Consider the following 19349-nt stretch of genomic DNA (forward strand, 5'->3'; position numbering starts at 1 on the left):
TCCCGGTGGGCGGGAGCGATGGTTGGCCTCTCCCATCTGACGGGATCAGCCGCCGCTGGGAGGCTTCGACGGGCTGGTGTCCTACCGGCGGCGACGGCCGCCGGGGCGGCGCGGGCGGGTGGGTTTGGGGCCGGGTACCCGGCGCGGCGGTGGGCTGGATGGAGTGCCGGCGCCGGCTTGGGCGGCCTGCTCGGCGGCGGCCTGGAGGCGTTCTCGGTCGGCTTCGCGGCGTACCCGCAGCAGTTGCAGGCGGTCGGTGATGCGGGCGGTGCGGTAGAGGTCCAGGGCCTTCGACAGGTGCTGCCACTCGGTGGCCAGGTCGTTCTCGGGGGGTGGGCCGAGTGGGTCGGCGCCGGTGACTTCCTGGCGCTGGCGCCAGTCGGCGACGGCCGCAACCAGGCGCCGGTAGAGGTGCTGCTGGGCGGTGTCGTCCTCGTCGGGGGCGGGGATCTGCTCGATCCACTCCTCGGGGGCGCCCTGTCCGGCGAGGGTGGCGGCGAGGGCGTCCTGGGCCAGGCGTTCGGCGCGGGGCAGCAGGACCGACGCGGCTGGCGTGCGGTCGGCCGACACGGCCACGGCGGGCGCGGCGGTGGCCCTGGTTTGGGGCGGTGTACCGGGCTGCGGAGGGTGGATGCCTCGCAGCAGCCGCAGTTGGGCGAGTTGCTCGAGGGCCTGGCGGGTGAGCTGTTCGGGTGGCACCGAGGGGTGGGGCTGGTGGGCGGTTCGGGCGCGGTGGTGCAGGGCGCGGATGCGCTCTTCGAGGGCGCTCCAGGCGGCGGCATGCTGCTCGGCGTCAGGTTTGGGGCCCGGTCCTGGCACGTGGTCGGGGACCTGGTGGAGGGTGCGCCAGGCTTCGGTGAGGGCGGCAGTGCGCTCCCACTGCATGCGCAGCGCGCGGCCGGCTTCGGGGGGCGGGAGAGGGCCCAGCGGTGCGGCCCAGGCGGGGGTGTCGGTGGCGAGCCAGGCGCCGCGGGCGGCGAGGTGGCGGTCGACGATGTCGCGCCGCGCGGTGAGGTGGCGCCGCCAATTCTCGGGGGTGTGCGGGTCGCCCAGGGCGGCGGCGGGAGTGAGCCAGTCGGGCAGATCCGCGGCGTCGCCACCGGTGGGCGGCCGGTCGGGCAGCAGCCGGCGCAGGTGTCGCTCGGCGCCTGTGCGGGCGGTGACGGCCTCGGCCCGCTGCCAGGCGTCGCGGGCGGCCTCGGTGCGGATCCGGGCCCGCTCGGCGTCGGCGGCAGCCGCGGCGCAAGGGTTTGGTGCGGTGGCCGGGGAGCCGGGCCGGGTGCGCTGGTAGTCCTCCCGGGCGCGTTCGCGCCAGGGCATCGCCCGGCGCAGCGCCTGCTCGGTACGCAGGAGCACCAGGTCCTCAACGGCAGCGAGTTCGGCCCGGTGGTCGCCTTCGTCGGCGGCCCGCAGGCAGGCGCGACGCGCGGCGCGGAGCCTGTTAGCGAGCTGGCCGGAGGTAAACGTACCGTACGGGCGGTGCGGCCATGGCGGGTGGCGGCGGCCGTCGGCGGTAACGGGCCTGGGGACAGCGGCGGTCTGCGCGTCCGCGGCGTGCAGTTCGTCCAGCGCCCGGACCCGGTGCGTCTGCGCGAGGGCGGCGATGCGCTCCAGCTGGTCGTCGGACAGGGTGCGCAGCAGACGGGCGTTCGGGTGGGGGTCGGCGTCGGCGTGGGCTTCGGCGGCGCGGGCGGTGCGCAGGCGCCGGTCGATGCGCCAGGCCAGGACGGCGCCGGGCACGTCGGTGCCGGCCAGGGGGCCTTCGGCGTGGGCGGCGGCCAGGATCCGCTCGGGGGTGAAGCCTGTTTTCTCTGCGCGGCCGAGTGCGTTGACGATGGCGGTGAAGGCGTCGTCGGCGATCAGCGGTTCGGCGGCGGTGCCCAGTGCGGTGCGGGCGGCGGCGGCGTAGCGCAGGCGGGTGGCCCGCTCGGCTGCGTCGGCGTACTCGGCGGTCAGCTGGCGGATGCCCCAGGCGCGTTGCTGTGTGTCGCGGATGGTCTGGCGGGCGGAGGGCGCGAAGGAGGAGTAGGTGGCGATCCGGGTCAGTGCCTGGTCGAGCGTCTGGTCGGCTTCGAGGGCGATGTAGAGGTGGTTGCCGGTGCGGCCGCGGGTGGCGGCAACGTAGGCGGCCTCACGGGGGGTGCGGGTGGTGAGCAGGGCGTGGGAGCGGGTGACGGTCATGCCCTGGGCGCGGTGGATGGTGGAGGCGTAGCCGAGCTCGCAGTGCTCTTTGAGGTAGTCGGCGGGCAGGGTGAGGCGGCCGCGGTGCTGGGTATGGCGCACGATCGCGTCGCCGGCGGGATTATAGCGCTCGATCGCCCACACGTCGCCGTTCTTGACGAAGTCTTTGCCTGCGCGGCAGGTGAGTCGGCGCTGGTTTCGGCGGGTGACGATCAGGTCTCCGACGTGCGCCTTGTGGCCGTTGCGCAGCTTGACGGGGCGCGGGCGCCAGCGTGAGGGTGCCAGGAGTTGGCCGCGTTCCATGCGCCAGGCCTGCGCGCGGCAGTTGAGGGCGGCGACCAGGACGCGGTCGGGAGCCATCATCAGTGGCGTGAGCCCGGCGGCGAGATCCGTGCGCCAGGCGGTGAAGACGGCGTCCGCCATCGTGTCGGTGGTGCCGCCCCGGATGCGGCCCTGTTGCCGGTACCAGGTGAACGCCTCGCCCGCGTCGCCGTCGCGCAGCTTGAGGGAGGCGCCGGCCTCCTCGGGGTGGCGGAAGCGGTGGACGGTGGCGAGGTGGACGGCGCCGACCTCGCTTTTCAACAAGGCGAGTGCGCCGCCGGCTTCAACGGCGGCGAGCTGCGCGGGGTCGCCGATCAGGCGCACGTGCGAGCCGGCCCGTTCTGCGCGGCGCACGATGGCGGCGAGCTGGGTGGTGGCGGCCATGCCGGCCTCGTCCACGATGATCACGTCGCCTTTTCGCAGGCGCTCGGCGCGGGGCAGGACGAGTTTCCCGGCGTCGGCGAGGCGCTGGCGGCGCAGCCACGAGTGGAGGGTGTGGGCGGGGCGGCCGAGTTCCTCGGCCATGACGTGGGCGGCGCGGGCGGAGGGGGCGAGCGCCACCGTGGCGTGGCCGGCGGCGGTGATGGCGTTCGCGGCCAGGCGCAGGGCCGTGGTCTTGCCGGCGCCGGCCGGTCCGATCGCGGCGACCAGGGCCCGCTCGGAGGTGGCGAACGCCTTGGCCATGGCGCGCTGTCCGGTGTCGAGGGGGCCCTTGTGGCGGGCGGCGGCGCGCTCGAACGTCCGTGGCGGGCAGGCGGGGGTGGTGCGGCGGCGGGCGGCGGCGACGATGCGGTCCTCGGCGGCGAGGATCTGCTCGGTGGTGTAGAGCTCGGCGCCGCGGCGCCGGTAGACGCTGGTGCCATCGGCGCGCTGCAGCGGGGTGAAGGCCGGGTTGATGTCGGGCGGGGTGAGATCCAGGCACAACCGGGCCAGGGCATGCTCGCAGATCTTTTCGGCCCAGCCCTCGCCGCCGCGGCCCATAGTGGCGCGGGTGACATGGCGACGGGCCTCGGCCAGCAGGTGACGCTTGCCGAACACGGCACGGTGCAGGGACACGGCGGCCACCACCTCACGGGCGGCCGCGTCCACGTCCAGGTGGGGCGGGCCCTTGTCCCGGCGCATGTCCCGGGCCGCTGTGCGGGCGTTAGCCAGCAGGTTGTCGACCAGGGGGCGGCCGAAGGCCGCCGCCACACCCAGCTGCCAGTTCTCGCGCAGCGCCGCGAGCGGGCGGGCCCGTTTTTTGGCCGGGCGGGTCTGAAGGGTGGCGCTGCGCATCATGGCGAGGCGGGCCCGCCGGGAGGGTTCCTTGCCGTGCGTGGTGCGGTAGGCGGCGAGCAGCCGGGGCATCTGCTCGCGCACTGCCGCGGCTCTGGCGGAGCTTGCGTCGATCAGCCCCTGGCCGATGCCGGCGATCTCCATCACCGGGCGCCGCCCGTCCGCGCTTGGGCGCTCGGTCACCGCAAGGTCCAGAGCGGTGCACACCCGCCGCAGGACCTCCTCGTCGTAGAGCTCGGACGCGGCGACGGCCTGGGCCAGCAGCAGCCGGCCGTCGATGGTGCGCCACCGTCCGTCCGGGCCCTGCACCTTGTTGGCGATCAGCACGTGGTCGTGCAGGAGCGCATCGCCGCATCGCGAGTCGAAGTGCCGAAACCGCGCGGCCACCATGCCTGTGGTGACGTCGTGCTGCGCGACGCCTGCGGGGCCGGTGCGGGTGGCCAGCGCGTTGTCCTCGATCCACCTCAGGGTGATCGCGATGGCCTCCTCGTGGGCCCTGTCCACAGCGATGCGGGCCGCCTCGTCGCCCAGCGCCCACAGCAGGCTGATGCTCTTGGGCGGGCGGAACACCGGATGGAACGCGGCCACGGGCTGGCGCGGCGGGCGGGTGGAGCGGGTGATGTACCGGTTCAGCTCGGTACCGTCCGTGGGATCGCGTGCGAACTCTGCACGGAACGCCTGCGCACCCGCTCGCCGGCGCACCGCCCGGCGCTCGTCCGCGGTGGCTGGCCGTCCGGCGCGCCGTTCCCAGTCCTTGGTCTGCTCGTCGATCGCCACAGCAAGGGCGGTCGGTTGCTGCCCGAACCCGTAGAACGCGGCTCCCAGGCGCGCCGCCCGCTGCGCCTGGCGAACGGTCGCTCCGGCGCGCAGCCGCTCGGCGGTGATCTCGTCCGCGCGCGGGTGGAGCCCCTCTCCGAACAGGGCTCGCATCTGCGGTTCCGTCACTTGGCCCGCGACGCCGAGGAGGGCGGCGGCCCGGCCCGTCCACTGCCCGGGCGGCACGCCACCGGCCTTCTGGTATTCGGTCAGGGCCCGGTTGCGAGGGCGTTGGTCGTCGCCGCTGGCGACCTGCCGCATCAGGTAGACGTAGCCGTCTCCCGGCGTCATCTTCCCGAAGTCCACCGTCACGGGTGCCAGGGTCGGCGTCTGCCGTGCAGGGATGCAAGACCTGTCGGGAACTTGGCCCTGTCCCTGGGCCTTGACGGTCGGGCACACTCTGGTGCCCGGCTCGGCCGCTGACCGCCCCTCGGTGGCGTTGTCGCAGGCCCGAGGCACGGCAGCGGTTTCGGGGGTGGGGTGGTGGCGTGGGATGGGCCATGTCGCCGGATGGGAAGTGTCAGCTTCCCGGGTGCGGCGGTTCCCGCCGGGCGGGATCTGGCGGGGCGGGGCTTTGCGCGCGTGGGCGGTGGCGGGTTGCCTGGCGGGGTGGCGCGGCACCCGGGCTCGTTCTTGCCGGGTGGCGGCGGAGGTTCCCCGGTACGGGCGAGTGAGAGAGGCGGGATGGGCATGGTGAAGGGGGTCACGCGCAAGGCCGTGGGGTCGGTGGCGGCCCGGCGGCGGGCGCGGGAGTTGCGCAGCGAGTACGAGGCCCGTGATCTGGCGCTGTTGGAGGGTGCGGAGGAGTTCCTGACGCTTCAGGAACAGGCCACTGCGGCGGTGGAGGGCATCGACGAGCAGATCGGAAGGCTGGAGGCGGCGCGGGAGCGGGCGCGGCGTGAGGGGTGGGTGCAGGGCGCTGCGGTGGCGGCGCGGATGCGTGGCCTTCAGGTACGGGGGGTGGCCGTTCGTGAGGACGAGGTCGCGGATCGGCTGGGTGTGGAGGTGGGTGAGCTGCGGCGGATGGTCGCGCACGTGAAGGCGTCCGGTGGCGGAAGCGTGGCGGCTGTGGAGGCGGCGGGCGGCACGGCGCCGACGGGTGGGGCGCAGCGGACGGCGGGCGGCGGGCCGGGAGCAGCGGTGCGGCCCGCGGTGAGCGCGGTGGCGGGGGTCGGTCCGGACGGTGGAGCGCCGGGGTCCGGTCCGGGGCCCGCTGATGGTGTGCGGGGGGTGCGGTGATGGCCCAGGTGTCCGAGGTGACGGCGGGTGAGCTGGACCCGACGTGGTTGGGGGGTGTGTTCGAGGTGGTGGAGGAGGGCGGGGACGGTCCGCTGGTCCATGGGATGCGGCTGGTGTCGTATCGGAAGGTGGTGGGGCGGGAGCGGGTGGTGCTGGTGGGTGAGAACACCAGTGTGGTGGTGGGGTCGGCGGTGCGCCTGGCGTTCCATGTCGCGGCGGCGGTGCCGGGTCGGTGGACGGGAGCGGTGGTGGCACGGGCGGTTGTCGGGGGGCTGCCGGGGGCGGGGAACGGGGAGCCGGCTGCGGGCGGGTATCCGCCGCCCGGGCAGCCGGTAGCCGGGCCTGGGCCGGTGGTTCAGCCGGGGCCCGGCGCTCCCCCGCCGGTTCCGGGGCCGGGTGCTCTGGCGGCGCCGTGGATGCGCAGGCCGCCGACGGGCTGAGCGGCCGCGGGCGGCCGGTGATGTGTTTGGCCAGTGGGGTGTGGCCGGGCGTGGCGGTGCCCGGCCACCTGTGGGGCGGTGGCCGGGCGGGAGAGGTGCGGAGGTCAGTGCGCGGTCGGGTCCTTGATCCGGATACGAAAGTTCGGGTAGTCGCTCTGGGCGAACATGCGCAGGATGTCGGCTTCGGGGACGGGCGGGGCGGGGCGGGCTCGGTGGGGGTGGAACAGGACGGTGGCCGGGTCGGTGCGGGCATGGACGGTCGGGTAGATCCGGGCGAGGTAGGTGCGGAGCATGTCGAGCCAGGGCAGGCCCAGAAGGGTGCCCCAGACGGCGGCGCAGACCAGGGGCGAGAAGATGTCGCCGAGTTGCTGGCACTGGCTGGTGCGGGAGCCGGTGACCGGGTGGTCGCCGGGCAGGCCGACCAGTGCGCAGACTTCGGGGATGGTGAAGCGGCGTCCGGTTTCCTGGCAGTACCAGCCGCGGATCTTGCCGGTGACGGCGGTGATGGTGCGGTTGAGGGCGAACACGTTGCCGCCGCTGGTCTTGCGTTCGCCGCGGGTGTTGATGCGGGTGTCCAGTGGCCAGCCGAGCGCGAGGGCGGCGTTGGTGCGGATGCCGGGGACGGTGACGGGGCCGGGGCTGCGGTACCAGTGAGCGGACATGATGGCGCGGTTGCGGTTGCTGGCGGAGCCGAAGTCGGCGGCGTCCAGGTCCTGCCACTGCACGGACTCGCATCCGGCGGTCCACAGTTCGGTCTGGATGTACTCCTGGACGGCTTCGGGCAGGGCCGAGCTCTGCTCGATGACGATGTGCTGGAGTGGTGCGCCGATGGAGCGCAGGCCCAGGATCCAGATGACCGGGGCGAGCATGAGTCCGGCCGTCTGGGCGGTCATGTCGTCGACCAGCGACCACAGTTCGGTGATGGGGGCGCCGGAGGGCTCGGCCATGTGGTCGTAGCAGTCCTCGTCGCAGTCGCCTGGGTCGTCGTGGGTGCAGACGTGCGCCCCGTCCACCCACACGTTGCCCATGTGGGCGCCGACCTGGTCGATCGCGTCGAGGAGGATCTCCAGGTTCGTGGCGTCGCGGCCGGCTCCGAGACCGGCGCGGGTCCAGTCGGTGCACGGCATCGTGCACATGACGTGGCGGGTCCAGCGCAGTGCCGGGTGGCGGGGGTCGAGCGTCTTGATGTCCTGGCGGATGACAGTGCATCCGGCTGCTGTGCTGGTGGCGGTCGGGTCCTTCCTCAGCTCGATGCACACCATGTCGGCTTCGACGCCGAGGACCAGGCGCAGTCCCGCACAGCCTCCGCCGCATCCGGCGCACACGTTCACCCCGCGAGGGGCGTCGCCGGGCTTCGGCGGGTAGAGCCAGCGGGCCGGGTAGGGGCCGGCGAGTTGGTCGCGCTGTGCTGTGGTGAGGGAGTCGAGCAGGGCGGTGAGTTCGGGGCCGTCGAGGGCGAACAGGTCCTCGTGTGCGGGGAGGGCTTCGGCTGTCGGCTGGGCTTGGCCGTCGGCGTCGAGGGCGAAGAGGGGGATGTCCTCGTGCGCGGTGGGGCGGGCGACGGGTATGGGCATGCGGCTCCCGGTCTGTGTGAATGGTCGGACCGGCGGCGGGGCGCCCGGCGGGTGAACACCGGCCGGGGCCGGGGCGGGTGGCGTGCTCGCCCGGCGGGGCGCCGTCCGGTCTCGGTGCGCTGAAAAGTAGGCGTGGGAGGGAGCCGGTCAACGGCGCACTGTGCTGGCGCCGAGGGGCCGCAGGCGCGCGCCGCGCGCCGCTTCTGATCGCTGCCGCTGGCGGGCAGCACACACCCGTTCCTGCCCTGCTGCCCCGTGGGTCACGGCCGGGTAGTCGTCGAGGACGGCGGGCCGCGTGGGACACGGACCGGAGCAGGGGCGCAGTGTGCGGGGGCCTGCAGGGGGCTGGCGGGTTCACGGGTGCGGAAACCCGGTCAGGGGCCGTCACCGGGCTGGTGACGGCCCGGTGACGGCCCCTGAGGGACGAGCGCTGGTGTGGGCTCGGCTGGTGGTCGTCCTCAGCCGAGGCGGATGTCCCGCCGCGTGCTGAGGATCTTGTTGATCAGGCGGTCGGCCTCCGGGCCGGGCCGGTCGATGTCGGCCTGGCCGTGGTCGGCTGGCGGACATGACGCGCAGCCAAACCGGGCGGTACTCCTGTGTGGTGGGGCCCAGTGGCCGAGCGGGCATCCCGGAGCGCCGGAGCACCGGCGGTACTCGACGGCGGCCGGGCACGAAGCACGACACACAGGCAGGGCCGCCCGGCCCCGGACCTGATTCGGTCCGGCGCAGGGAGCGGGTGGCGCCGGTACCGCGCCGGGAGCGCCCCGCGCGGTCCGTGCGCAGGGCGCGGTAGGAGCGGCAGAGTAACCGGACGGCGTGCCCCCCGGGGGGCGCAGCGGTGCTGCGCCCCCCGGGGGGGGCAGGGGCGTGGTGCTGGCGGTATCGAGCGCGGTGGGACCGTTGTGGGCTGAATCAGTCGCTGTAGGTGAGCATGACGCTGTCGGTGCTGACCTTCAGCTCCAGCCAGCGCAGTCCGTCCGTTACGGCGGTGCGAAGCTCCTGCAGCATCGTTGTGGTGGTGGCGGCGTCACTGGACAGCGGCTCGTTCAGCGGGAAGTACTCCGCGAAGTCGTCGCCGCCGACCGGGGTGTCGCGCAGTTCGTTCTCGGTGCCGGGGCCCCAACCGTCGGCGTGGACGACGTCCTTGCCGGGCAGGTGCGGCAGGCCGTTGGACATGATGTAGGTGCCGTCGTCCTTCACCCAGATGAGGCATGCTCCGCTGGCGTCGGAGTAGGAGCTCGTGCGGTGGTCGAGGGCTGCGGCCGCGTGCTCGGCGAGAGACAGGATATCGGCCAGCGGGAATCGGAGCACGAGCGGTGAGTTACGCATGGGTGTGAGTCCGTTCTTCCGAGGTGGAGTTGAGAGCGCGGGCCCCGGGGCAGGTCTTCGGACACGGACTGGGACGGCCGTGACGGGGCGCAGCGCGGGGGTGGGTGCGGTGGGGCGGACCGCCTTCGGGGCGGGCGGGGCGCCGGGAGCCCGCAGGCCGGAGCGGGGTCACGGCCGTACGGGCGGGAACAGGACGCACAGTAGGAACACCAGGCGGCCGATCAACCCCGGGCCGGGACGGGCCAGGCCCGGGGCCCGCAGCAGCTGGGGCGCAGCGGCGGTGCCGTACCGGGCCGGGGACCGGCGGGTCGGCCGATCGGGGCGCAACGGCAGTGCTGCGCCCCGGACCGTGCCGCGGCTGGGTGGCCGGTCGCGGGTGTCCGCGCCGCGCCGGGCGTTCCCCTTCTCTGGTACCGGGCGCTGGTGGGCGACCGGAGTCGGCCCACGCCGGTCCCGGCGTGGGCCGGAGACCGTCGGGGCTGGGCGGCGGATCGGGTGGTGCGCTGGACGGGCGGGCAGGCGGGGTGGGGCAGTTGGTCAGGTGGGCGGTCGGCCGGGCGGTGAGCGCGGCTCCGCAGCCTCCTCGGCACGGTGCCGCTCGGTTCCCCCGATTCCGCCGGCGGGGGTGGGGCGCAGCCGTGCGGCGGGGCCTTGCCGCATCACGACCGATCTGATGTCGCGTCAGAAGTAGTGGTAGCCGTCGTTGGCTACCAGGGCGCCGTTGGAGCCTGCCTGGAGGATGTCGGATTCGCGCTGGTGGCGGTAACAGAGAATCCAGTCGACGTCGATCTGCCCGGCCTCGTACGCGTCAGGGTCGGCCGGGGGGAACTCGCAGCCCTCGCACTGTGTGACGCGGCGCAGCGCGGAGGCGGCAGCGGCGGCGGTCGTGGCGGGCAGGGTGGACGGGGTGCGGTTCGTGGCCATGGGGGGGTTCCTGTCGTGAGGTTTGAAGACGGGCGGGCGGCGGGAGGTGCGGAGGTCTGGATCTGGGCCCGCTCTGCGGGCGGGTGCCGGGGGTCGGTACGGCCGGAAGGGTCACGGCCGCCCGGCCGGAACAGGAGGCACCGTAGGACGGGTGGCGAGCCGGTCAACCCGGCGGTGCGGGGTGAACGGCCGCGGCGGGGACGGGACTTCGGTGGGACGGGGGCGAGGGCAGGCAGGGGCTGCCGTCCCCGGCCCCGCCGTTGCGGGCTGGGGCCGGAGAACGGCAGGACCGGGGGCGCCGGGAGCACAGCCCGTCAGGCGGCGGACGGCTCGCTGATGGTCGTGTAGCTGCCGGTGGCGAGGTACTGCTGGAAGGACTCGTAGCCGGTGTCGATCCGCAGGGTTCCGCCGCGGGCGATGTTCACGGCCTCGCTCCAGGTGAGGGGCTGGCCGCCGTAGGGCAGGACGAGCAGCGGGACGTCGGCGGGGTGGACGTCGCAGACGTCCCACGGCCAGCCGTTCGTGAGGACGACCGCGCCGTCGGGGAAATGCTCCTCGCAGGTGCCGCAGCCGCACGAGAGGTCGTAGGGCTGGGGGTCGGCGGGGTAGGCGCCACTGGCGAAGCAGTCGGCGCGCGGCAGGGCCCGCCCCGGGGCCGGGGGCTGGAACGCGGCCGCGGACGGGTACCGCCGCTGGCACGGAGCAGCGCAAGGCCCGTGGGCCACACGCCCTGGGGATGAGTCGGTGCCGGGCCGCAGGGGCGCGCGACGGCCAGCAGTGTCCCGGGGCCCGGGGGCACTGCTGGCGGTCGTGGGCGGGTGGTGGCGGCCGGTTCACCAGGCCGGTTCCCGTGGGCCCGGGGTCAGAACGGCGCTTGGGCGGGGACGCGCTCGGGCCGAGTGAGGTGCAGGCGCAACCAGGGCCGGATTCGGGGGCAGGTGCACACGGGGCGGGAGCCCGCCTCGGGCTCGTAGGCGTAGCGGCCGGAGGGGAAGCAGTCCTCGTCGGTGACGGGCGCGTGCCAGTCGCAGTCGAACTCGGGCAGGCGTCGCACCCTCACGCCGCAGCGGTCGAGGGTGGCACTCCACGGCCCGACCGTACGGGTGCGCCCGCAGCGGTCCCAGGGCCCGGTGGTGACGGGGCCTGCCGGTTGGAGGGCGGCGTCGGGGTGGCGGTGGACCCAGCGCCGCCACACGCGGCGGGGGTAGTCGCGCAGGGCGCACCGCTCGGGGGCGGGGTCGGTGGCATAGGTGTCGGTCAGGGCCGCGCGCAGGGCGAGGACGTAGGCGGGCTGGGGGCCGTCCCACCGGGCGGGGTCCAGCGGGTGAGGGCGGGTGACAGCCGTGTGCAGGTAACCACGACCGGTGGTGAGAACGATCGTCCAGCCTCGAAGCGAGAACTGACGGGCGTTGACGGCCATACAGGTGTCCTTCCGAAGGGGTGTGAAGCCCGGAGCGGGCCGCAGCGGGCCGGGGCCCGAGGGGCGGGCCTGGCCGGGACGAGGATGCGGGGAAAGCCAGCAGAGCCGGAACAACTCACGTCGGCCGCCGGGCGGGAACAGTGCACACCGTAGGAACGGGAGAGGGCCGGTCAACCCTGCTGACTGGCGTGCGGGAGGAGGCGGGTGCCCCTGGTGCGGGACACCCGCCCGATCCGAACTTCGGGCCTGACTTCGTCTTCCGTCAGCGCGGCCCTTCACCGGTCATGACTTCACGCTCCCACCGTTGGTGTGACCGGGTTCGGCGCCGTCGGCGATGAGCTGACGGCGGATGTTGTTGCGGTCCGCTTCGCTCAGGGCCGCGCCGGGGTACGGCGCGAGCATGGAGTCGACGGCGGGTATCAGCTCGCTGACGGTGGTGATGAACGGGTCCAGGCCCAGTACCTGGAGGGGCTCCCTGCCGACGTTGCGCTCCCACAGCTGGGCGAAGACGTTGTGCAGCGGGCGGTCGTAGCCGAACTGCAGGTCCAGGGTGTTGGAGAGCCGCATGGTGTAGCGGGACATGGGGATTCCTCGGATGGTGGTGGATGAACCGGGGTGGTCGGGTGCGGTCGCAGGGCGGCACCCACAACCTCGCCTCCCCGCAGGACAGGGGCAGGAGCGGCGGGGGTACCTCCGCTGGAGCGCGCAGCGCTCGACAGCGACCGGCCGGGACAGGACACACCGTAGGAGTGGAAGACCGCCGGTCAACCCCGGGCCGCAACAGGCACGCACGGGGCCGGGGTGCGCAGGTGGCCGGCCGGGCACGGGACACAGGGCTGGTGCGGCTGCCCGGCGCACGTTGTGTTCGTGGTGCCGACGACCGCCCCGCAGGACGGCAGCACGCGGGTACTCGGCGCGGGCCTGCCCCCTCCAGGAAGCGGTGCGGGCCCCGCGACCACCTGCCGCACGGGGCACGGGACGCGGGGCGAGGCTGCCCGTTCATGGGGGCTTCCTGGATGCTGCCCGACCAGACCCGACCAGAACGGCTCCGCCGGGCAGCGGGTGGCTAGTCGGTGGCGGGCGCAAGGGCACGCTTGCGGCGGCGGGGCCGCGTGGCGAGGTAGTGCACGGCCAAACAGAGAACGGCGGGTGCGCAACCGACGACCATGCCGATGACGGTCATGGCGGGACCTTGTCCGACCGCGGCGGTGATCATCGTGTTGTGCCCTGCCTGGAGGACGCCAGCGATCCCGAGCGGGCCGACCGTTGCGAAGGCCAGGTCGAGGCTGACGGCGAGGTTCGCCCAGCCGGTACGCACATCGATCGGGTCGACCTTCTTGACGTCGTCCATCGCCATGTCGCCGACGGTGCGCCGGGCGACGAGGGAAACAACGGAGAACACGAGGACGAGAAGCACCAGCAGGTAGGCCAGATAGGCAAGTTGGTGGATGGAGATCGCCAAGACGAGGACGATGCCTTCGGCGGTGAGGACGCGGTGCAGGGGCCGACACCAGCGGTGCGGGCAGGCCCTGGTCAGGGTATGGGGCTCGCGCATCGGGACTCCTTCGGGAGAGACGGGTCAGAGCAGGTCGTCGAGGACGGGTTCGCCAAGCCGGATCAGGCCGGCGACGGCGACGGCGGCGACGGCCGCCAGTGCCCGCTGTCGGTGGCGGCCCAGACCTCCCCCTGGGGGGAGGCGACGGGAAAGCCCGCACGGGCAGGGATGATCACGGCCGCCAGGCGGGAACAGGACACACCGTAGAACCGGCAGGCCGCCGGTCAACCACTCCGAACCCGGCCCAGACCGGGTGGGGGCCGGGGCGCAGCGGCCACTTGAAGCGGGCCTACGCGAGCGGGCGCAGCAGGTAGCAGTACAGGCCGCCGCCGTGGACGTCCGGACCCGCCCACTCCGTGGCTCGCGCATACCCGAGTCCACGTACCACGGCTTCGGCGTCGGCGAGCGTGGCTGCCGGGTCCGTGTCGGACGGATCGGAGATGCCGGAGCGCATGTCCTTCACGATCGTGACCTCGTGCAAGACCGGGTTGAAGTAGGCGCTGTACCGCAGGCCCTCGTCGTTGAAGAAGCGGGAACTGTTCGGGATGCAGGCCGGCCGCCGGGAGTTGAGGGCGTCGGCGAGCGCGGCCACCAGTTGCGCAGGGTCCAGGGACACGTCCGCGCCGCAGCCGCGCAGCGGACAGGCGGTGCTGTGGCACCGGTGGAACACAAAGATGAGGAAGTCTCCGTCGGCGTCGAACAGCTCGCAGTGCAGGGCCTCCAGCGGCTCGTCGGCGGCGGGCAGGGCCTCCGGGCAGCCGATGAGGGCGTACATGCCGTACGGGCCCGGGGCGTGGATCTGGTGGCCGCCGTCGTCGGCCGGCTCCACGGTGGCCGTGAGCCCGGCGGCGTGAAGCGCGGCGAGGATGGTCGCCGCCTCGGGGTGCAGGTGGTCAGGCATCGGGGGTGTCCTTTCGATGGCGCAGGGCGCTCTCCCGGCGGTGTCGGGCGGGCTGCGCCCCAGGGCCGGTGTCGGCCCGACCCCAGGGGGCGCAGCGGGGTCAGTGAGTGGTGGCGGGAGGCCGGGTGACACTGAGCCAGGCGTGCAGCGCGTCGAGGGCCAGCAGCGTGCGGTCCAGGGGGATGCGCCTGGGCCGTACCGGGTTCGTCCGGGGCTTCTAGGAGATCTGCTCCACGTGATCGCGTACCTGGCGGCAGGCCTCCAGCTGGTGGGCCGTCAGCGGGCCGAGACGTCCGACCAGAGCTTGGGGCGCTGCCGGTGGTCGCGGACGGGTGGTGGCGGTCAGTCCACCATGCCGGTGAGCACGGGGACACCGTGTATGTCGCGCACCGAAGCGGGAGGCATCAGGGCCTTGACCCATCCCCACCGACGAAGGCGGCAGACCGGTCGGGCGGGGGTCCCTGCTCGGGACACCCGCTCGACCCGAACAGCCGTGTCGTCAGCGCGGCACTTTGCCGGTCACGGCCGCGCGGTCCCACCGGCGCCGCGTTGTTCGACCGGCAGCGGCGACTGCGCCACGGCCTCAGTGATCTGACACATCGTGGTCACTGCCACGCAGAGCCGGTCGAGGGCCTCACCGGCCACGCGGCTGCACACCGCCCGGTGCGCGTCACGGACGATCTCCTGGACGCTGCTGATCGCGGACAGAAGCATCACGGTCGCGCGGGGCGGCAGCGGCCGGGCCAGGTGCAGCTTGTAGAGGGCTGCGCCGGTCTGCTCTAGCAGATCACCGACGATGGCGAGGAGACGGCGCAGCGACGCTGTGTGCGGGATCGTCTTGTGGGTGCCGGGCAGGAGCATGAGGCGGTCCAGGTCGGCACTGAATCCGAGGATGGACGCGAAACGCTCGATCTCTTCCTCGATGGTGCGGACCTCTGTGAGGTGGCACTGGGCGACGGCTTCCAGGCCGCGAGGATCGGCATCGGTCATGGATTGCCTCCTTGGGACGGGGGTGTATGGGCCCGGGGCGGCGTCGGCGGGACTGGCCACGCGCTCGACTGGCGGGCCGGACGCGGCCGCGTGGGCGGCACTGTGAGTGCGGCCGGCACCCGGGGCCGGGGAGTGCGGGGCAGGGCGGCGCGGCGGCGGCACCCGCACCGGGCCAGCCTGTACGGCCGGAACGGGGCCACGGCCGCCGGGCGGGAACGGGAGACACCGTAGGAACGGCAGACGGCCGATCAACCCCCGGCACCACCCGGCATTCCCTGCCTGACTTCACCGCAGAGGAGGGCAGGACGGGACAGGGCTCCGTGGGCTCTGTGGGGAGTCCGAGTCACACAGGCAAGTGGAACCGGGCCGGGCGGTGACTTCTTCGGGGTCTGTGGGAGCCACGACTTCGGTGAGATCGGGAGCCGGTGGTTCTCCGGCGAGATCTAGAGCCATGTCGTCCGGTCGGGTGAGGAGCGGCACGTCCGGCGTGGTTCAGAGTGTTGGTCCGTCCGGCCCCATTGGGGCGCCGGTGTCGGCCGGGCGTTCGGTGATCAGGCGGAGGTGGCCGTAGCGGGCGCGGGCCGCGGGGGCGTGATGCCGAGCGCGTTGCCGATCTGGCTCCAGGTCGCGCCGGCCCGGCGGTCCGCGATGGCGGCGACGCGGACCGGCACCGCTGCCCGCCAGGGGGTGAACGAACCGCGACCTCGTCGCCGTCCTCGCGATTCGTTCACCCCCCGCCCCCCTGAACGGACCTTCACCACCCCGGGCCCCTTGCCGATCGTTCAGGGTGAACGGACTTCCCTGTACGACGGCGGGTAGGAGACGGGTGTGAGCACGTTTCCGTACGGCTTCGACGCGGCGAAGCTGCGGGTCGCCCGCACTGCCGCGGGCGCTTCGGTCGCCCGGATCGCCCGCGAGGCCGGCGTGACCGAGCGGGCGGTGTCCCTCTACCTCGCTGGCACCCGGGTTCCCCGCCCGGAGCTGCTGCCTCGGCTGGCCAGGGCGGTCGGCGTCGCCCCGGCGGACCTGTGCACGGTCGAGCACGAGCGCCTGGTCCACCTGCGCGTGTTCACCGGCCGCAGCCGCGCCGAGATGGCCAAGGCGCTCGGCATCGCCGAGGAGACCTACCGGCTGCTGGAGACGACCGGGCGGCGCGGCACCCGCGCCCACTACGACCGCGCGCGTGACGAGTGGATCGCCTGGGACGACTGGGCCGCGCTGGCCTTCGGTACCGATCCCGATCGGGTGCGGGCCGCCCTTCGCCACACTGAGGAGTACTGGCCGGTGCTGCGCGAGGAGCGGTGGCAGCGGATCCGCGAGGCCGACCCGGAGTGGGCCGCGATGGTGGAGCGGAGGCTCAAGCGGGCTCCCCGCCGCCGCAGGCGCTGACGATCGGCCAGCAACTCGGTCTACTTTGCGGCTGGGGCCAGAGGTAGGACTCCCGGGCCGTGACAGCAGCGAGGCAGCACGTCCGGAGGCCACCCGATCGGTGGCTCCCGATCTCCCCGGAGAACACCCGCCGTGGTCGAGGACATCGCTGCCACGAACGGCCTACACCAGGCTCTCGTTCACACCGAAGCGGTGGCTCTCATACGGCCCGACGAAATCAGGCAGGGGTGCGGGGCCGGGTGGCGCACTCCCGGGATACGGGAATGCCCGACCGCGCGCACGCGCAAAGGCAGAAACACGCTCCGGGCCAAGCACTGTCACCGGGCGACATCATCGATGGACGGGCATGGGTGTGCCGCCCGGCTCTCCGTGGGGTGAGCCGGGCGGCACTGGTGCTTTAGCCGAGGCGTTCCTCTTCGGCCTTGAGCAGGGTGTGGAGCGGCTTCAGCCACTGTCCGTCGTTGTCGCAGGGGGTCTGCCCGTTGGCCATGGCCTCGATGCTGGGGATCTGTTCGGCGTAGATGCCCCCGGCGGCCTGGAGGTCTGAGATGGCCCGGGTGACCGATTCCTGAAGGCGGCCGGACCATGGCTTCTGGCTGTCGTCGCGGCCGCGCCGGTTGTAGGTGGGGGCCTCCTCCGCCATGTGGGCGAGGAAGATCACAGCGGGGTTGACTCCCACCAGGTCGGCGATGGCAGTGATCTTGTCGTAGTCGGTCACGCAGCTCACGCCCTGGGATCGACGCCAGCCCACGGGGCGGGGGCTGTCGAGCACCTCCCAGTAGACCTTGCTAAGGGCGACAGTGCGGAGGATGCGGACGACGCTCCTGGTTCCGGTCGCGGTCTGGACCTCCTTCATGCGCCGGTGGAGCAGTTCGGCCAGGCGGCGGCGCAGTGGCGGCGCGTCGAGCAGTTGCCGGGCCCGTGCGATTTCGTCCCGGTTGGGCTTCGTGTGCTGGGTGGGCGTCTTGTGACTGGCGGACAGGGTGTCGGCGGGAGCAGCGTCCTTTCGCCGGGTTCCGTCGGCGGTGGGGTGGCTGCTGGCGGTCGCGTCGTCTGCCAGCGCCAGGTACGCCCCGAGGAAGGTTGTGGCTATCTCCGTGAGGGCCTCCGTGAATCCGGCGGCGCCTTCGGTGTGTTCGGTCTTCTGGAGGTAGGCCTTGCGGTGGGCCGCCATGCGGATGGCGGTGCTGATGGTCTGTTCCCGGCTGTTCAGTGTGGCGAGGTGGAAGCCGATGGTGTCGGCCCTCCGGTCGTAGATACCGAGGGTGCCGTAGCCGACCAGGCGACTCTCGGTGTAGGCCCGGGTCCTTCCGACGCTGTCTTCCCCGAGGATCGAGCGGAGCAGCGTTGCGGTGTCGTCGAGGTTCTGCCGCTGTGCTTCGGTGAGGTCCTTGTGGTTGATCCAGGTGGTCGTGCGCTCTTGCCGGTTGACCTCACGGTGCGCTGCGGTGTGCCTGCGTTCGACTCCGAGGAGCTTCATGAGCTCTTCGTGCTGTCCCCTGGGCAGGTCGGTTTCCACGAGGTGTACGCCGCTGTCCATGAGCCAGGCATCGGTTTCGATGCCCTCGACGCCTTCGCCTTTCCCCTGGTAGTACAGCCGTTTTCCGACCGGGAGGATCTGCCCGGCGATCCGTCGGAAAGCGAGTCGGACATCGTAGTCGCGGACGGAGGTGAAGTACTGCTCCTGGGCGGCGATGGGTTCCTTGGTGAGGGCCCTGTTCACGAAGTGCTCGATGACGTCCGGTTCGGCGCAGCTGGCGAGGGCCTCTTTGAGGTGCCATTCCAGTGCCCGGCCGTCGATGAAGGTTCGGTCCCGGTTCTGGTCCCCCTTCGCGAGGGCGAGAGGGAGGTCGTAGCTGGTGGAGAGCCGTGGGTCGTGGGTGACGAGGATTCCGCCGATGTAGATCCGTCCGGGGACCCCGCCGAACAGGATGCGGGCCTTGCGTGCGGGTGGGGTGTAGCCGGGTTCCGTGAGGTACAGGACGCGTGCGATGGCCTCGTCCGCGAGCTCCTGGGCGCACTGGATGGTGATCTTCGTTCCGGCGGTCCGGTCCAGGGGGTAGAGGGTGTAGACCAGGGTTGCGGACGCTTGGCCGTCCCGGGTCGGGACGATGCCGTCCAGGAGGCTGCGGTTCTCGATGGTCGGGGTGAAGGCGTAGCCGACGGTCTCGAACCAGACGTCGCCGACGTCGGGGTCGCGTGCCAGGACAAGTGCGGCGAGCTTCTTGCCTTCGCCGAACTGGCCGATCTGGTTGGCGGTCTTCTTGGAGGCTCCGAGGAGGAACGCGTCCTGTGCGATTCCGGGGCCGTTGTCCTCGATGGTGAGGAGCCCGTCGGCCCAGCGCACAGTCGCGTTGGAGTCCTCGTCAAGTGCGTTGGCGATCAGTTCGACGATCGCCCTGGGCGAGGTCCACCCTTTCACGTATTCCGGCGAGATCGGGAAGGGGACGATGGTTCCTTGTCCGAGATCGCGGTCGTTCTTCGGAATGCTCATGTATTGCTCTCTCCGTCTTTGGCGACTCCGTCGTGGGTCGCTTTCGATGGAGCTGAAGGTATGGCTTCGAAAATGCCGGTCAAGTGGGCTTCGAAAAGCATCTACCCCATTCAGTGACGCCTCTCCTGAAGCTTTTGTGGATCCTGTTCTGCGCTGATGCAGGAGGTGGGACCAGCTCGCCCAGAACAGGGCTGTGGCGAGAATTGGTCATCTCATCCGTTTCAACGTCTCAACCCATCTGCGGGAACACGGTGGGCAAGCCCGCCCCGGCGAGGCGGCCGTCGTCCCCGGGGGCCGGGGCGCGCCGGGTTCGGGATGCCAGTGCCCGGCGGCCGGCGGGCGGCGCGGTACGGGGCGAGGCGAGGCGGGGCGAGGCGGGGAGAACTGTTTCCGGTGGGGTGCGACCACGGCGAACGGCGAACTCGTCCACTCCCAGACGCGGGACGAGGCCCGGCGACGGGACGGGCAGTGCGCGGATGAGACGGAGCAGGGTGTCCCGGC

13 protein-coding genes are annotated in these 19349 nt (G+C 72.8%); 2 read left to right on the forward strand and 11 right to left on the reverse strand.

Translation table 11 applies throughout. From position 1 onward, the window contains the following. Positions 1–81 precede the first annotated feature (81 nt). A complete protein-coding gene (gene mobF, locus ACWGKU_RS18370) occupies positions 82–4905 on the reverse strand; it encodes a MobF family relaxase (RefSeq protein WP_452178841.1) in 4824 nt (1607 codons plus the stop codon). A 372-nt stretch (positions 4906–5277) separates the two neighbouring features. On the opposite strand from mobF, the gene ACWGKU_RS18375 reads away from it, so the two are divergent. Beyond that, a complete protein-coding gene (locus tag ACWGKU_RS18375; RefSeq protein WP_452178840.1) occupies positions 5278–5832 on the forward strand; it encodes a hypothetical protein in 555 nt (184 codons plus the stop codon). A 544-nt stretch (positions 5833–6376) separates the two neighbouring features. On the opposite strand, the gene ACWGKU_RS18380 is transcribed toward ACWGKU_RS18375, so the two are convergent. The 9 genes from ACWGKU_RS18380 to ACWGKU_RS18420 form a co-directional block, all read right to left on the reverse strand. After that, positions 6377–7846 carry a DNA cytosine methyltransferase gene (locus ACWGKU_RS18380; RefSeq protein ID WP_331768398.1) on the reverse strand — a complete coding sequence of 490 codons (1470 nt, stop codon included), beginning with the start codon at positions 7844–7846 and terminating at the stop codon, positions 6377–6379. A 912-nt stretch (positions 7847–8758) separates the two neighbouring features. Next, positions 8759–9175 (reverse strand): DUF3085 domain-containing protein, encoded by a 417-nt coding sequence (locus tag ACWGKU_RS18385; protein ID WP_331768399.1) that lies wholly within the window; start codon positions 9173–9175, stop codon positions 8759–8761. A gap of 681 nt (positions 9176–9856) precedes the next feature. After that, a complete protein-coding gene (locus tag ACWGKU_RS18390; protein ID WP_331768400.1) occupies positions 9857–10099 on the reverse strand; it encodes a hypothetical protein in 243 nt (80 codons plus the stop codon). Positions 10100–10413: 314 nt separating this feature from the next. Then, a complete protein-coding gene (locus ACWGKU_RS18395; protein ID WP_331768401.1) occupies positions 10414–10824 on the reverse strand; it encodes a hypothetical protein in 411 nt (136 codons plus the stop codon). A gap of 137 nt (positions 10825–10961) precedes the next feature. Further along, positions 10962–11519, reverse strand: a complete 558-nt coding sequence (locus ACWGKU_RS18400; RefSeq protein ID WP_331768402.1) for a hypothetical protein — start codon at positions 11517–11519, stop codon at positions 10962–10964. A gap of 282 nt (positions 11520–11801) precedes the next feature. Continuing rightward, on the reverse strand, positions 11802–12101 hold the full coding sequence (locus tag ACWGKU_RS18405) for a hypothetical protein (RefSeq protein WP_331768403.1): 300 nt from the start codon (positions 12099–12101) through the stop codon (positions 11802–11804). Positions 12102–12585: 484 nt separating this feature from the next. Beyond that, positions 12586–13074, reverse strand: coding sequence for a hypothetical protein (locus ACWGKU_RS18410; RefSeq protein ID WP_331768404.1), 489 nt, complete (start codon positions 13072–13074; stop codon positions 12586–12588). Between the two features lie 289 nt (positions 13075–13363). Next, positions 13364–13975, reverse strand: a complete 612-nt coding sequence (locus tag ACWGKU_RS18415) for a hypothetical protein (protein WP_331768405.1) — start codon at positions 13973–13975, stop codon at positions 13364–13366. A 519-nt stretch (positions 13976–14494) separates the two neighbouring features. Further along, the gene (locus tag ACWGKU_RS18420; protein WP_452178839.1) at positions 14495–14965 is read right to left on the reverse strand and encodes a hypothetical protein; all 471 of its coding nucleotides are present in this window, start codon (positions 14963–14965) and stop codon (positions 14495–14497) included. Between the two features lie 828 nt (positions 14966–15793). On the opposite strand from ACWGKU_RS18420, the gene ACWGKU_RS18425 reads away from it, so the two are divergent. Continuing rightward, entirely contained in the window at positions 15794–16354 is a 561-nt protein-coding gene (locus tag ACWGKU_RS18425; RefSeq protein WP_331768407.1) for a helix-turn-helix domain-containing protein, read from the forward strand. A gap of 397 nt (positions 16355–16751) precedes the next feature. Here the strand turns inward: ACWGKU_RS18425 and ACWGKU_RS18430 are convergent, their stop codons facing one another. Continuing rightward, positions 16752–18848, reverse strand: a complete 2097-nt coding sequence (locus tag ACWGKU_RS18430; RefSeq protein ID WP_331768408.1) for an ATP-binding protein — start codon at positions 18846–18848, stop codon at positions 16752–16754. Positions 18849–19349: the final 501 nt, after the last annotated feature.

It is taken from the genome of Kitasatospora sp. NPDC054768 (genome assembly GCF_053612025.1).